At 70.9% G+C, this 12558-nt stretch carries 14 protein-coding genes; 9 read left to right on the top strand and 5 right to left on the bottom strand.

Annotation, left to right across the window (positions count from 1 at the left end; all coding sequences use genetic code 11):
• Positions 1-209: 209 nt before the first annotated feature.
• The 4 genes from JUB13_RS25195 to JUB13_RS25180 are packed head-to-tail and all read left to right on the top strand — an operon-like array spanning position 210 to position 4017.
• Entirely contained in the window at positions 210-566 is a 357-nt protein-coding gene (locus tag JUB13_RS25195; RefSeq protein ID WP_207483992.1) for a DUF952 domain-containing protein, read from the top strand.
• Positions 563-1672, top strand: a complete 1110-nt coding sequence (locus JUB13_RS25190) for a quinone-dependent dihydroorotate dehydrogenase (RefSeq protein WP_207483990.1) — start codon at positions 563-565, stop codon at positions 1670-1672. Before JUB13_RS25195 ends, JUB13_RS25190 begins: the two co-directional genes overlap by 4 nt.
• 3 nt (positions 1673-1675) lie before the next feature.
• Positions 1676-3115, top strand: coding sequence for an EAL domain-containing protein (locus JUB13_RS31610; RefSeq protein ID WP_207483989.1), 1440 nt, complete (start codon positions 1676-1678; stop codon positions 3113-3115).
• Between the two features lie 23 nt (positions 3116-3138).
• Positions 3139-4017: a TIGR01459 family HAD-type hydrolase gene (locus JUB13_RS25180; RefSeq protein WP_207483987.1), complete on the top strand. Its 879-nt coding sequence runs from the start codon at positions 3139-3141 to the stop codon at positions 4015-4017.
• A 19-nt stretch (positions 4018-4036) separates the two neighbouring features.
• Here JUB13_RS25180 and JUB13_RS25175 read toward each other — a convergent pair whose 3' ends face one another.
• Entirely contained in the window at positions 4037-4741 is a 705-nt protein-coding gene (locus JUB13_RS25175) for a vitamin K epoxide reductase family protein (protein ID WP_207483985.1), read from the bottom strand.
• Between the two features lie 265 nt (positions 4742-5006).
• The gene (locus JUB13_RS25170) at positions 5007-5318 is read right to left on the bottom strand and encodes a hypothetical protein (protein WP_207483983.1); all 312 of its coding nucleotides are present in this window, start codon (positions 5316-5318) and stop codon (positions 5007-5009) included.
• A gap of 198 nt (positions 5319-5516) precedes the next feature.
• On the opposite strand from JUB13_RS25170, the gene JUB13_RS25165 reads away from it, so the two are divergent.
• From JUB13_RS25165 to JUB13_RS25150, 4 genes are all read left to right on the top strand, one after another.
• Positions 5517-6614, top strand: coding sequence for an aldo/keto reductase (locus JUB13_RS25165; protein ID WP_207483981.1), 1098 nt, complete (start codon positions 5517-5519; stop codon positions 6612-6614).
• A gap of 93 nt (positions 6615-6707) precedes the next feature.
• Positions 6708-6896, top strand: coding sequence for a DUF3008 family protein (locus JUB13_RS25160; protein ID WP_207483979.1), 189 nt, complete (start codon positions 6708-6710; stop codon positions 6894-6896).
• A 7-nt stretch (positions 6897-6903) separates the two neighbouring features.
• The gene (locus JUB13_RS25155; protein ID WP_207483977.1) at positions 6904-7716 is read left to right on the top strand and encodes a DUF3891 family protein; all 813 of its coding nucleotides are present in this window, start codon (positions 6904-6906) and stop codon (positions 7714-7716) included.
• A 379-nt stretch (positions 7717-8095) separates the two neighbouring features.
• A complete protein-coding gene (locus JUB13_RS25150) occupies positions 8096-9967 on the top strand; it encodes a di-heme-cytochrome C peroxidase (RefSeq protein ID WP_207483975.1) in 1872 nt (623 codons plus the stop codon).
• 43 nt (positions 9968-10010) lie between these two features.
• Here JUB13_RS25150 and JUB13_RS31605 read toward each other — a convergent pair whose 3' ends face one another.
• Both JUB13_RS31605 and JUB13_RS31600 read right to left on the bottom strand, forming a co-directional pair.
• Positions 10011-10181 (bottom strand): LuxR C-terminal-related transcriptional regulator, encoded by a 171-nt coding sequence (locus tag JUB13_RS31605; protein WP_328703013.1) that lies wholly within the window; start codon positions 10179-10181, stop codon positions 10011-10013.
• Positions 10182-10207: 26 nt separating this feature from the next.
• The gene (locus JUB13_RS31600; RefSeq protein ID WP_236025215.1) at positions 10208-10408 is read right to left on the bottom strand and encodes a response regulator; all 201 of its coding nucleotides are present in this window, start codon (positions 10406-10408) and stop codon (positions 10208-10210) included.
• Positions 10409-10882: 474 nt separating this feature from the next.
• On the opposite strand from JUB13_RS31600, the gene JUB13_RS25140 reads away from it, so the two are divergent.
• Positions 10883-12076 (top strand): serine hydrolase domain-containing protein, encoded by a 1194-nt coding sequence (locus tag JUB13_RS25140; protein WP_207483971.1) that lies wholly within the window; start codon positions 10883-10885, stop codon positions 12074-12076.
• Here JUB13_RS25140 and JUB13_RS25135 read toward each other — a convergent pair.
• Positions 12043-12555, bottom strand: a complete 513-nt coding sequence (locus JUB13_RS25135) for a GlcG/HbpS family heme-binding protein (protein WP_207483969.1) — start codon at positions 12553-12555, stop codon at positions 12043-12045. The genes JUB13_RS25140 and JUB13_RS25135 overlap by 34 nt on opposite strands.
• Positions 12556-12558: the final 3 nt, after the last annotated feature.

Below are 12558 nucleotides of genomic sequence, written 5' to 3'. Positions count from 1 at the left end.
GCGCAATTTTCTTCTGCGAGTGCTTCGCATTTCCTCGCATTTTGGGGTTGCCAGGATGTTAACTTTCTCAGAATGAGAATAATCGGACCTCCAGGGGCCCGTCCGCCGGACCCGCGTTCGCGTTCTGGCAAGCCATGAAGACGAGAGTTGGAGTTGGCCAGAGTTCGGTCGGGCTTCCGTCCGGCCCCGTCTCGCACTAGTGTCGCGCCATGACCGAACCGCTGATCTACCACATGTGCCGCGCCGAGGAATGGCGCGCCGCGGAGGCCGCCGGCAGCTATCGCGGCTCGTCCCAGGATGCCGCGGACGGCTTCATCCATTTCTCGACGGCGGCCCAGGTTGTGGAGAGCGCGGCCAAGCACCGCGCCGGCCAGGACGGCCTCGTCCTGCTGAGGGTGGAGGCCGCAGCCCTGGGCCCCGCTCTGCGCTGGGAACCCGCGCGGGGCGGGCAGCTCTTCCCCCATCTCTACGGGCCGCTGCCGGTCTCGGCCGTGCAGGCCGTTGACCCGCTGCCGCTGGGGCCCGACGGTCGGCACGTCTTCCCGCCGCTCGGCCCGCGGTCGTGATCGACCTCTTCCCCCTGGCCGGCCGGGTCCTGCGGGCGCTCGACCCCGAGCGCGCCCATCTCGCGACCATCGCCATGCTGCGCAGCGGCCTCGTGCCCGCGCCCCGCGCCATGGAGGACCCACGGCTCCGAATGCGCCTCTGGGGCCTCGACTTTCCCAATCCGGTGGGGCTCGCGGCCGGCTTCGACAAGAACGCCGAAGTGCCCGACGCCATGCTGCGCCAGGGCTTCGGCTTCGTCGAGATCGGCTCGGTCACGCCACGCCCCCAGCCCGGCAATCCGAGGCCGCGCGTCTTTCGGCTGCCCGAGCAGCAGGCGCTGATCAACCGCTACGGCTTCAACAACGAGGGGCTGGACGCGGTGGCCGCGCGCATGGAGGCCCGGCGGGGGCGCGGCGGAATCGTCGGCGCCAATCTCGGCAAGAACAAGGAGACCGCCGAGGCCGCCGAGGACTACGCGCTCGGTATCCGGCGCCTCGCGCCGCTGGCCGACTATCTCGTGGTCAACGTCTCCTCGCCGAACACCCCGGGGCTGCGCGCCCTACAGGGCCGGGCGCCGCTCGAGGACCTGCTGGGCCGCTGCCTGGCCGCCAGGGCGGCGGCCGGCCTCGACCGCCCGCCGCCGCTGCTGCTGAAGATCGCGCCCGACCTGACGGACGAGGACCGGGCCGACATCGCGGCGGTCGCGCTCGCCGCAGGAATCGACGGGATCGTCGTCTCCAACACCACCCTGGCACGGCCGGCGGGGCTGCCGCCCGAGATTGCGGCCCAGGCCGGGGGGCTTTCCGGGCGGCCGCTGATGGGTCCCGCCACCGCCGTGCTGGCCGGCATGTGGCGGCTGACCGGTGGGCGCCTGCCGCTGCTGGGCGTGGGCGGGATCGCCTCGGGCGACGACGCCTATGCCAAGATCCGTGCGGGCGCCTCGCTGGTCCAGCTCTACACGGCCCTGGTCTACCAGGGGCCCGGCCTGGTGCGCCGGATCGCCCTGCGGCTGCTGGAGCGGCTGGAGGCCGACGGCTTCGCCACGCTGGCCGAGGCGGTCGGCGCCGATCACCGGAATGCCGCGGCCGGCGGCCGCGGGGCCGCCCGCGCCGGTTCGGGAGGCTAGCCGGTGCCAAGCCTCGCGCATCTAATCTTTGCGTTGGGATACACGGTAGCCGCCATCGCGGTCGCGCTGATGCTGCGGATGGGGACGCCGGGCCTCGACCGGCTGACGGCAGCCCTGGCGGGTGCGGTGGTCTTCCTGTTCGGCGCGCTGATCCACGAGGTCGCGGCGCGCAGCCAGCGCGACAAGGCCGTGGCGCGCTGGCTCGCGCGGTTGCGCAGCGCCGACGAGGAGGTCGCATCCGGGCTCGACCAGCTCCAGGACGAGCTGCGCGGCCTGCGCGGCGGGGCGCCGGCCGCACCACGCCAGGCGCGGCCGGCCCGTCCCGCGACGCCGGAGAGGGCGGCCGCGTCCTCGCCTGCGCCGGGCGCCGCGGCCGGACCCGCGCCCGCGGCGGCGTCCGCATCGGCCTCGGCGGCCCCGCCCCGGCAGCCGAGGCCCGCCGCGGCCGAGCCGGCCATGGTCGATGCCGCCGGGGCCGGAGCCGCCGAGGCCGCCGGTGCGGCGACGCGGGCCGCCGAGCGGGCCAGCGTGCTGGCCGAGTTGCGCTCGCTGAAGGACGTGCTGGGCCGCCTGCGTCCGCGCCCGCCCGAGCCGCCGCCGCGCGCGGAGCCGGTGGTGGAACTGCCGGCGGACGGCGCGGGTACCGAGCCCGCGGGCCTGTTTCCGGATCGCGCCGCGGAGCGGGGCGCCGCCGCGCAGGCGGCGCGGGAGGCCGCCGTGACCGAGGCCGTGCGCGCGACCCTGGCGGGCGAGCGGATCGAGGCCATGGTCCAGCCCGTCATGGCGCTGCCCCAGCGCCGGCACCGCTATTCCGCCGTGTTCCCGCGCCTGCGGCTGTCCGACGGATCGCTGGTCGGGCCCGAGCTCTACCAGCCGGTCGCCGTGCGCGAGAGCATGGTCGCCTTCATCGACAATCTGCTGCTGTTCCGGGCCATCCAGCTCGCCCGCGAGGCCGAGCGCCGGGGCACGCCGCAGGGGGTCCTGTGCGCGATCTCGCCGGACGCCCTGGCGGAGCCCGCCTTCCTCGACCAATTCATGCAATTCATGGAGCACAACCAGACGCTGGCCGCGCGGCTGACCTTCGTGCTGCCGCAGTCCGAACTGCTGGACGACGAGAGCCCGAGCCTGCCGGCGCGGGAGGAGCTTGCCCGCATGGGCTTCCGCTTCGCCATGGATTCGGCCCTGCATCTCGACTTCGACGCGCCCGACCTGACGCGCCGGCACGTGCGCTTCCTGATCCTGGACGCGCCCATGCTGCTGGATCCCATCGGTCCGCTGGGCGGCATCGATTCGGCCCTGGCGCTGAAGCACGAGCTCGACCGCAACGCCGTGGACCTCGTGATCTCCGGCATCGAGACCGAGCAGCAGCTCGTCGAGCTGCTGGACCTCCGCCTCGACCTCGGCCAGGGCCCGCTGTTCGGCGAGCCCAAGCCGCTGACCTGATATTCCGGAACCAGATCCCAGACATGACACAAGACCTGCTTCTGCTGCCCGGCATGGCCGCGCTCGCCGACCGTTACGACGGCTTCATCCTGGATCTCTGGGGCGTGCTGCACGACGGGAGCCAGCCCTATCCCGGCGTTCTCGACTGCCTGGACCGGCTGCGCGCCGCCGGCAAGCGCGTCTGCCTGCTGTCCAACGCGCCGCGCCGCACCGCGGGCGTCGTGGAGAAGCTCTCGGCCATGGGGATCGGGGCCGGGCACTACGACCACCTGATGACCTCGGGCGAGGCCGCCCACGACGCGCTGCGCGATCGCGACGACGCCTTCCACCGGGATCTCGGCCGGCGCTTCCTGCATGTGGGCCCGCCGCGCGACGCCGACGTCTACGAGGGGCTGGACCTGGTGAGGGTCGATGCGCCCGAGGACGCCGAATTCGTGCTGAACACCGGCATCGACGACTTCGACGAGGCGCTGGACGACTATGCGCCGCTGCTGGCGCGCTGCGCCGGCCTCGGCCTGCCCATGGTCTGCGCGAACCCGGACCTCGTGGTCTATTCCGGCGACACGCTCGTGATCTGCGCGGGCGAGCTCGCCCGCCACTACGAGACGCTGGGCGGGCGCGTGGCCTATCACGGCAAGCCCCACGCGCCGGTCTATGCGCGCTGCCTGCGCCTCCTGGGCCTGCCCGACCGCGGGCGTATCCTGGCGGTGGGCGATAGCCTGCGCACCGACATCGCGGGCGCGAACGCGGCCGGCATCGACGGCGCGCTGGTGACGGGCGGCATCCACCGCGAGGAGCTCGGAACCGCCTGGGGCGAGCATCCGGAGATCGGCCGGCTGCGCGCCATGGTCGCGGCGTCCGGCCACCGGCCCCACGCCGCCGTTCCGCGCTTCGCCTGGTAGGCGGGGCGCCGGGGGAGACCTACGGCGCCAGGGCGGGCTCGGCCGGCGGGCGAGCCCCGGGGCGGGCTCGGACGCGAGCCGTCACGCGGGCCTTGGCGGCGCGCGGCGCGCGGAGTCCTTCCAGGGCCCTCGCCGCCTCGGGCAGCGCCAGGACGGCCGAGGCGAGGGATGCCAGCGTTGCCGCCTGGCAGTAGTCGCAGAGCGCCCGGTTCTCGGCCCATTCCTCGCGTCCGAGCTTCAACGTGTTCGCGCTGTCGTAGATGGTCTTGGCGGCCAGTGCCAGCGGCAGCCATGGCATGTCGCGCGCACGGTGGATGCCGCCGGCCCCCGCGAGCACGGCCGTGATGCCATACGTGACCAGCATCATCATCGCATCGGGCGTCTGCATGCGCTTGTAGGCGTAAGCTGAGGCATCGACCCGCGACGCATCGAACGGTCCCACGGGCAGGCTCGGCAGGCGCCGGAGGATGCCCATCTGATAGAGGCCGACGATCATGCCGGCCGTGGCGCCGGCGAAGGACAGGCCGACGATCCACCGGCGGCGGGCGAGATCGCCGCTGCGGCCGAGACGGAGCTCGCGGGAGAGCTGTTCGGGCGGCAGGGTCCTGGGTTTCATCACGGACAGTCCTCGATGCGGATCGGAAGCTCCCCGGCCTGAGGAGCGCTGCAGGTTGACGACCGTCGCGATGCCGTCGGCGGCGATCGGCATCACGACGGTCGTCAACCTGCGACGGGTCTCCGAAGATCCGGCCGCGACCTTATTTTCCGGTCTCCCACCTTCGCCGGAGGACGAAGGTGCAGGTCGCCTATCGCCCGACCGGACCCGCTGACAGTCCTGGCCTCGCCCCCGGATGGGTTTGCGTGCTGGGGCCGACGCGGCCGTGACGTTCCCTCCCGACGAGACCCGTGCCGAGGAGACGCCCGACGCATCTCTTCGCCGCGGTGGAGCGCGAGCCCGGAGTTCCGGACATCGTGGTCAAAGACGCAATTCAGAACAGCGTATCGAGAACCAGGCCGGCGGCACAGACCGCGGCCCAGCAGAGCAGAATTGGCAGGATGTGCCTGTGCAGACTGCTTGAACGGTCCCGGAGCGTCCGTCGCAAGGGTGCCAGGAAATCGAAGCCGCCAGGCGCCTGCCGGGAGCGGATTTCCCGATGCAGGAAGGGCTGTTCCGCCGAGATCGCGATCCCGGCGGCGGGCGATCCCTGCTGCGCTCGATGGTAGCGGCCGCCGCCGCAGGCCTTAGTGATCTCCGAAACCAGCATGGAGGCGATGCCGTAGAGAATCCTGAGCTTGTCCATGGTCACCCCCAACCGCCGGTTGATCCGCGGAGCGACCCGCCGGTCGGTCCAAACCGGCTGCCGCCAATGGGATCGAGTTCAGGTCAGAGCGCGGCATCGGCATGTGCCTTTTCGCACAAGCCGCGGCGCAGCGGTCGTCAGGATGAAGGAGAGCGGCGCATCAGATGCCGAGTTCATCCATCCGGGAGGACATGACCCATGCCAGACCTGTCGACTACGAGAGCGGTCAGCCTCGGCCGGCGTGAGTTCATTCGAGCCGCCGCGGGGACCGGCGCACTGCTGGCCATACCGGCATCGTCGGTCCCGGGGGCGAGGATTGCGAGGGCGCAGCAGAGCGCGCCCTCGCAGGCGGGAAGCAATGGCCTCGCCATGCGGGCCATCCCGCGCACCGGCGAGATGATCCCGGCTGTCGGGCTGGGCACCTTCATGACCTTCGACATTGTCCCCGGACAGCCTCGCACTCACCTGCGGGATGTCATCCGGACCTACTGGGAGGCTGGTGCCCGCGTCATCGATACTTCGCCTCTCTACGGTACGGCGGAGAGTACGGTCGGCGACTTCGTCACATCATTGGGTATCAACGACCAGATCTTTGTCGCGAACAAGATCTGGTCGACCGGCGAGTTCCTGGCGGACGAAAGCCATGCCCGTCGAAGCCTCGAACAATCACAGAACCGGCTCTGGCGCGAGCGTATCGACCTGCTGCAGTGCCACAGTCTCGTGAACGTCGATGCCGTCGTGCCGACTCTCCGGGCCTGGAAGAAGGAGGGCCGGATCAAATACCTGGGCGTAACGCATCACGACAATGCCTATCACGACGTTCTCGCGAGTTGGGTGGAACGGGACGTCCTGGACTTCGTCCAGGTCAACTATTCGATCTACAATCGTGGAGCCGAGCAGCGCGTCCTGCGCGCCGCGGCCGATCGCGGCATAGCGGTTCTCGTCAACATGCCGCTTGAAAAGGCCCGCTTGCACAAGGTCGTCGAAGGACTGCCGCTGCCCGATTTCGCAGCCGATATCGGCGCCACGACCTGGTCGCAGTTCTTCCTCAAATGGATTCTGGGCAACCCGAACGTGACGTGTGTCCTGCCCTCGACCTCGAACCCGCAGCACGCGGCCGAGAACGCAGGCGCTCTGCGCGGACCGCTCCCGGACCAGGACATGAGGGCGCGCATGGTCCGTCATATGGAATCGATCCCCGGCTTCCACGGCATCGGTGAAATGCCCTGGTACCCCGACAAGCGCTACGCCGGCGTCATCAATCGCTCCCTTGCGGATACTCGGGCGCGTGCCTGATCCGCGTCCGAACCGCGCTCCCATCTCCGCCCCGTGAACCCGGACTGCCTGGTGCTGTTGGAGGAAGGTGTCCCGGCAAGGGTGGAGATCGCGATGTCCAAGGCGGAATCGAAGCGGCAGCAGATGGCCGCGGGCGCGGCGCTCGCCGCGAAGCGGGGGGAGAAGCCGAAGTCGAGCCTGCGCGGCGCTTCCAAGGAGATGGCGCGGTCCATGAGCGAGAAGGAACTGCACGACATGGCGGCGACCCGGCGCAAGGACCTGCCGGCCCGCGCGAAGGACTAGGCGCCCAATGCTGTTTCGCAGGGACGGCGACGGGGTGATCGCCATTCCGCAGCCGAGCCATGCCTGGCTGTCGGGCCAGATGCTGCGCGCCTGGGGAAACGGGACCTTCCCCGCGCCCGCGCCGCGCGAGGAGACCTGCCTCGGGGCAGAGCTGCACGATATCGGCTGGCTGGGCTGGGAAGCATCGCCGACCCTGAACCCCGGGACGGGCCTTCCCCATGCCTTCCAGGAACTCGGCCCCGAGCGTCACATCGCCATCTGGGGCGAAGGCGTGGGGCGGGCGCTGGCCTTCGGACGCTATCCCGCGCTGCTGGTCTCGCTGCACGCGGACACGATCTACGGGGCCTATTTCGACTTCGAGAAGGCCGCGCCGGAGGATGCCGCGCTGGTGCGCCGCTTCCTCGACGGGCAGCACCGCTTCCAGCGCGACTGCATCGCGGCGCTGGCGGGAAACCCGCGCTATGCCGCCGAGCTCACGCCCGAGGCGCTGGAGCGCAACCGGCTGCTCATCGCCGCGGTCGACCGCATGTCGCTGGTGATCTGCTGGGGCATCCGCGGTGAGGCGCGGATCCCCGACGTGCCCTGCGACAGCGGCCGCCGGGAGGAGTTGCGGATCCGCTCCCCCCGCGGCGAGCCGGCCGAGCTGACCGTCGACCCCTGGCCCTTCGCCGCCGGGCGCGTGGAGCTCGTCTGCGAGGGGCGCCGCCTGCGCGGCCGATTCGAGGACGAGGCCGCCATGCGCGCGGCGCTGGAGCAGGCCGCACCCCTCAGCCTCGCGGCCACCCTCGTCCCCGCGGCCCCGGTCGAGCCGTCGCGCTGACCCGTCCTGCCAAGTTCCGCTGCCAAGTTCCGCTGCCAAGTTCCGCTGCCAAAGCCCCCCGGAAAGCGCCGGCAAGCCCCGTCAAGCCGCCGGAGGAACCGGCCCGGCGGCTGGGATCATCTTTCGAAGAAGGCGTGGGGCGGCGTTGTATGTCTACTGTAATGAGCGAAGTATCGTAAGGCCATTGCATTATCCGAAAAAGTAATGAGGGAAATTCGGCGAGGCCCTGTACCATCGATTCCGTTAACGAAGAGACGGCCACTCGGGGGCGGTGTGTGTCTGCCCCGCGATCACGGCCGGCTTCTGCGGCCTGACGGGCGGCACCGGGGAAATCCCGGAATCGTCTCTGGACCCGGGACCGAAAAATGGGGGGCTCGCCATGGATCATCATGTCCTCGCGATGCGGCGGGTGCCGGCTCCCGTCCGACGGGCCTCGGCCATCCTTCTCGCCTGTGCCGTCGCCGCCTGCTCGGATGCCCTGCCCGAGGCGCCGAGCCTGCCGCAATACCCGCCGCCGGCCCGACTGGTCCTGCTCGAGCAGCAGTGGACGCCGGAGCAGCGGCGCTGGTTCCACCATGTCTCACAAGGGACCGCGACGTTCGGCATTCCCTACGAGTGGTTCGTGGCGGTCGAGCGCCCGGAGATCTCCGTCTTGTCGCCTGGGCTGCTGCGCGATGGCGACTACATGGCGGGGTTCGGTTTCCTTGCGAGCGCCGCGGGGCCGGGGATCAACCCCGACGGGCTGCCGATCGGCTTCGCGCGGGGCGGGGAGAAGGTCAATCCCGGCGACGGCAAGGCCTGGCTCAATCCCGCGACCGGGCGGCCGATGACCGATATCGGCCTAACCTGTGCCGCCTGCCACACCGGGCAGCTCGACTATCGGGGAACGAGCATCCGCGTCGAGGGCGGCCCCGCGATGATCGACCTTGGCAAGTTCCGCGACGCCCTCGGCATGTCGATCGGCCTGACGGAGGCGCTGCCTCTGCGCTTCGCGCGTTTCGCCGACCGGGTCCTGGGCCCCGGGCATGACGAGGAGGCACGGCAGGCCCTGAAGACGCAGCTCGCGGAGACCGTCGCCAGGGGGAAGCAGCTCCGCGCCCTGGAGGACGCGGCGGCTCCCCGCAGCGTGGCCGAGGGCTTCGGCCGGCTCGACGCGCTCAACCGCATCGGCAACGAGGTGTTCGCGCTCCAGCTCGGCGACCTCGCGAACTACGCGCCCGCGGACGCACCCGTCGCCTTTCCCCATCTCTGGGGCACGTCCTGGTTCGACTGGGTCCAGTACAACGCATCCATCGAGCAGCCCATGGTGCGCAACGCCGGGGAGGCCATGGGGGTGCGGGCGCTCGCTAACCTGACGAACCCGGGCGGCCGGCTGTTCGCGTCCACGGTGCCGGTCAGGACGCTGCACGCCATCGAGCTGCAGATCGGGGGGCAGCAGCCGGGCCCGGCCTCGGGGTTCTCCGGGCTCAGGGCGCCGGGCTGGCCAGCGGACATCCTGCCGCCGATCGACCCCGTGAAGGCGGCTCGTGGGAGCGGCCTGTACCAGGAGCTCTGCGCCGCCTGCCATGGGCCGCCGCCCAACACGGCGGCCTTCTGGGACGAGCGGCGCTGGACGCAGCCGAACCAGGCCGGGGAACGCTATCTCCGCGTTCCGGTGGTCGGCCTCGACGTGATCGGCACGGATCCCGCCCAGGCGACCGGGCTGCGGGAGCGGCGCATCAGGGCGCCTTCGCACCTGGGTCTGGCCCCGGACGATCCCGGACCCTTCCCCGATGGCACCTACCCGTTCGGCCCGGCCCTGGGGCAGGTCGTCGAGAAGGTCGTCACCGCCGCCTACGATGCGGAGAGCCCGCCGGTCGGCGCGGCGGAGCGGGCCGTCCTGAACGGCAACCGACCGAACGGGATCCGCGCCCCGCTCGGCTACAAGGCCCGCCCGCTGGACGGGATCTGGGCGACTCCGCCCTATCTCCACAACGGGTCGGTTCCCAACCTCTATGCGCTGCTGCAGCCGGCCGAGGAGCGGCCGAGGACCTTCCATCTCGGCAGCCGCGAGTTCGACCCCGTGAATGTCGGCTACGAGACCGGGCCGCTGGAAGGTGGCTTCGAGATCATCACCACGCTGCCCGGCAACCGGAACACCGGGCACGAGTTCAAGGGCCCGCCGGACGCGCCGCGCGAGCGGGGGCGCATCGGCCGGGGCCTCTCGCACGAGGAGCGGATGGACCTGATCGAGTACCTGAAGACGCTCTGAAGGGCATCTGCGCCGCGCCGGGCGGCGACACCGCGCGCCGGAATCAGGCGAGGCGCGGCGTCAGGCCCGGCTGGCGCGGATGGTTCGGAGACGAGGAGAGGAACTCCATCGACATGCGGATCAGCTCGGGCAGGTTGCTGGCGCCGAGCTTCGCCTTGAGCTGCGAGCAGGTGTTGGCCACGGTCTTGTAGCTGACGCCCAGCTCGTCGGCGATCTGGCCGTAGGACTTGCCGTCGGCGATCAGCGCCAGCGTCTGGAGCTCGCGGGGGGGGGCACCGTGCCCAGCATGCTCTCGCTCTTGCGGCTGCCCAGCATGGCGACCAGCACGGCGAACTGGTGGCTGAGATAGGGGCGGCCGCGGCGGGTCGCATGGACGGCGGAGATGAAGTCCTCCGGCGCCGTGTCCTTGAGCAGGTAGCCGGTGGCGCCCGCCTCCAGCACGTCCTGGACCTTCGTCCTGCAGGACGCGCCGGCATCCCTGGAGCGCCGTCGGATGATCGTCGATGAGCAGCACGCTCGTCATTGGTCTCGCTCCTCGATCGCTGCCGGTGTGGATCGCATGCGCTCCCTGTCGTCCAAGGGGATGGCGACGGCCAGCCGGGTGCCGCCGGTGCGGCTCGACGGCGTCGAAGCCTGTGGACAGTGCGGCGCACCCCGACGAGGCCGCCGGCGCCATCCGGTCGCCATGGCGAACTCGTGGTATCCCGGCGCGAAGGTGCCAGCGAAGCCGGCCGTGTTCGGTCCTATACTGCCGGCGTCGCCGCCTGCCGCAGGAATGCCGCGGGTGATGCGGGTCTCCCGTCCGGTCACTTCCGTGCCGGCACCTCCGCCGCACGCCGGCGAGGCCCCGCTGGACGGATCGTCGAGGCGGGCCGCGAGACCGGAAGAGACGCTTCCAGTCAGGGAGGGACGAAGATGCCAGGCGATTTCAATGGCGCAGCGGATGCGATCCTGAATGGCGTCATCACCTCGGACCCGCGCGTTCCCGGCGTGGTCGCGATGGTCACGGACCGCGACCGGAACATATACGAGGGGGCCGCGGGGAAGCGACGGCTCGACCGCGACGACGCCATGTCGACCGACACCGTCTTCGCCCTGTTCTCCACGACCAAGGTGATCACCGGCACCGCGGTCCTGCAGCTCGTCGAGGAGGGCAGGCTCGACCTCGACGCGCCGGCCAGCACCTACGCGCCGGACATCGGCCGGATCCAGGTCATCGAGGGGTTCGACGAGAACGGGGAGCCGAGGCTCCGCGCACCGAGGCGCGCGGTGACCACGCGCATGCTGATGCTGCACACGGCGGGCTTCGGCTACGAGTTCTTCAACCGGACCTACTTCCGGCTGGCCCAGGAGAAGGGCCAGCCGAGCGTGGTCACGGCGACCAAGGCCGCGCTGATGACGCCGCTGCTCTTCGATCCCGGCGAGGGATGGGAATACGGCAGCAACATCGACTGGTGTGGCCAGGTCGTCGAGGGCATCACCGGGCACCGGCTCGGCGAAGTCCTCAAGACGCGCATCTTCAAGCCGCTCGGCATCCGCGACATGACGTTCGAGCTCGACGACGGGCTGCGCGCCAGGCTCGCCGGGATGCATGCGCGCAACGCCGACGGCTCGCTGACGCCGATGGACTTCGAGCTGCCCGCGAAGCCCGAGGTCCACATGGGCGGGCACGGCCTCTACGGCACGGTGGGCGACTACATGCGGTTCATCCGCATGTGGCTCAACGACGGCCAGGGCGAGCACGGGCGCGTCCTCAAGGCCGAGACCGTGCGCATGGCCGAGAAGAACCACCTCGGCAACCTGAAGGTCAGGATGCTCCCCGGCGTGATCCCGTCGCTTTCGAACGATGCGGAGTTCTTCCCGGGCCTTTCGAAGTCCTGGTCCTTCACCTTCATGGTCAACGACGAGGAGGCGCCGACCGGGCGGCCCGCCGGCTGCCTCGGCTGGGCCGGGCTGGCCAACCTGTTCTTCCACATCGACCGGGGGAACGGTTACGGCGGCTTCTGGGCGACGCAGATCCTGCCCTTCGGCGATCCCATCTCGTTCGGCGGCTACGTGGATTTCGAAACCGCATTCTACGCGTCTTTGAGGCAGGCCAGGGTGGCCTGACCGGCCGGAGCCCGAGCGGTCCGGCCAGGCTCTGGTTCCGGCTCAGCCAGCGCCGCGGCGCCCGCCTCCGCCACCTGGGCATCCTGGGCGGACTGCATGCCGGAAACGCCGATGGCGCCGGCCAGCCTGCCGTCGCGCAGCAGCGGGACGCCACCCTCGATCGGGCAGGCGTCGCCGAGCGCCAACATGCGCAGCCCCGGGCCGCCGCCCTGGAGCAGGTCGTCCAGGACCTTCGTCGGCCGCTTGAAGTTCACCGAGGTCTCGGCCTTGCGCCGGGCGACCTCGATGCTGCCGAGCTGGGCGTGGTCAAGCCGGTGCAGCATCACGAGATGGCCGCCGCCGTCGACGATCGCGATCACCACGGGCCATCCCTCGGCCCGGGCCTTCGCCTCGGCCGCCGCCGTCACGCGCCCGGCCTCCGCATGCGTGATCGGCGGCCCGTATTCGAGGATGCCCTGCGGCAGTCCAGCATTCGCCATGGT

The sequence above is a fragment of the Arenibaculum pallidiluteum genome (assembly GCF_017355985.1).
GTDB lineage: Bacteria > Pseudomonadota > Alphaproteobacteria > Azospirillales > Azospirillaceae > Arenibaculum > Arenibaculum pallidiluteum.
The sequence above is the reverse complement of the archived record's forward strand: the minus strand, read 5'-3'. Positions and strand labels throughout refer to the sequence as shown.

Bases quoted from the DNA above. Each gene is read 5' to 3' on its own strand.
- JUB13_RS25160 (WP_207483979.1), top strand. From the start codon at position 6,708: ATGTCCAAGGCGGAATCGAAGCGGCAGCAGATGGCCGCGGGCGCGGCG.
- JUB13_RS25140 (WP_207483971.1), top strand. From the start codon at position 10,883: ATGCCAGGCGATTTCAATGGCGCAGCGGATGCGATCCTGAATGGCGTC.
- JUB13_RS25155 (WP_207483977.1), top strand. From the start codon at position 6,904: ATGCTGTTTCGCAGGGACGGCGACGGGGTGATCGCCATTCCGCAGCCG.
- JUB13_RS25135 (WP_207483969.1), bottom strand. From the start codon at position 12,555: ATGGCGAATGCTGGACTGCCGCAGGGCATCCTCGAATACGGGCCGCCG.
- JUB13_RS25195 (WP_207483992.1), top strand. From the start codon at position 210: ATGACCGAACCGCTGATCTACCACATGTGCCGCGCCGAGGAATGGCGC.
- JUB13_RS25170 (WP_207483983.1), bottom strand. From the start codon at position 5,318: ATGGACAAGCTCAGGATTCTCTACGGCATCGCCTCCATGCTGGTTTCG.
- JUB13_RS25150 (WP_207483975.1), top strand. From the start codon at position 8,096: ATGGATCATCATGTCCTCGCGATGCGGCGGGTGCCGGCTCCCGTCCGA.
- JUB13_RS25165 (WP_207483981.1), top strand. From the start codon at position 5,517: ATGCCAGACCTGTCGACTACGAGAGCGGTCAGCCTCGGCCGGCGTGAG.
- JUB13_RS25180 (WP_207483987.1), top strand. From the start codon at position 3,139: ATGACACAAGACCTGCTTCTGCTGCCCGGCATGGCCGCGCTCGCCGAC.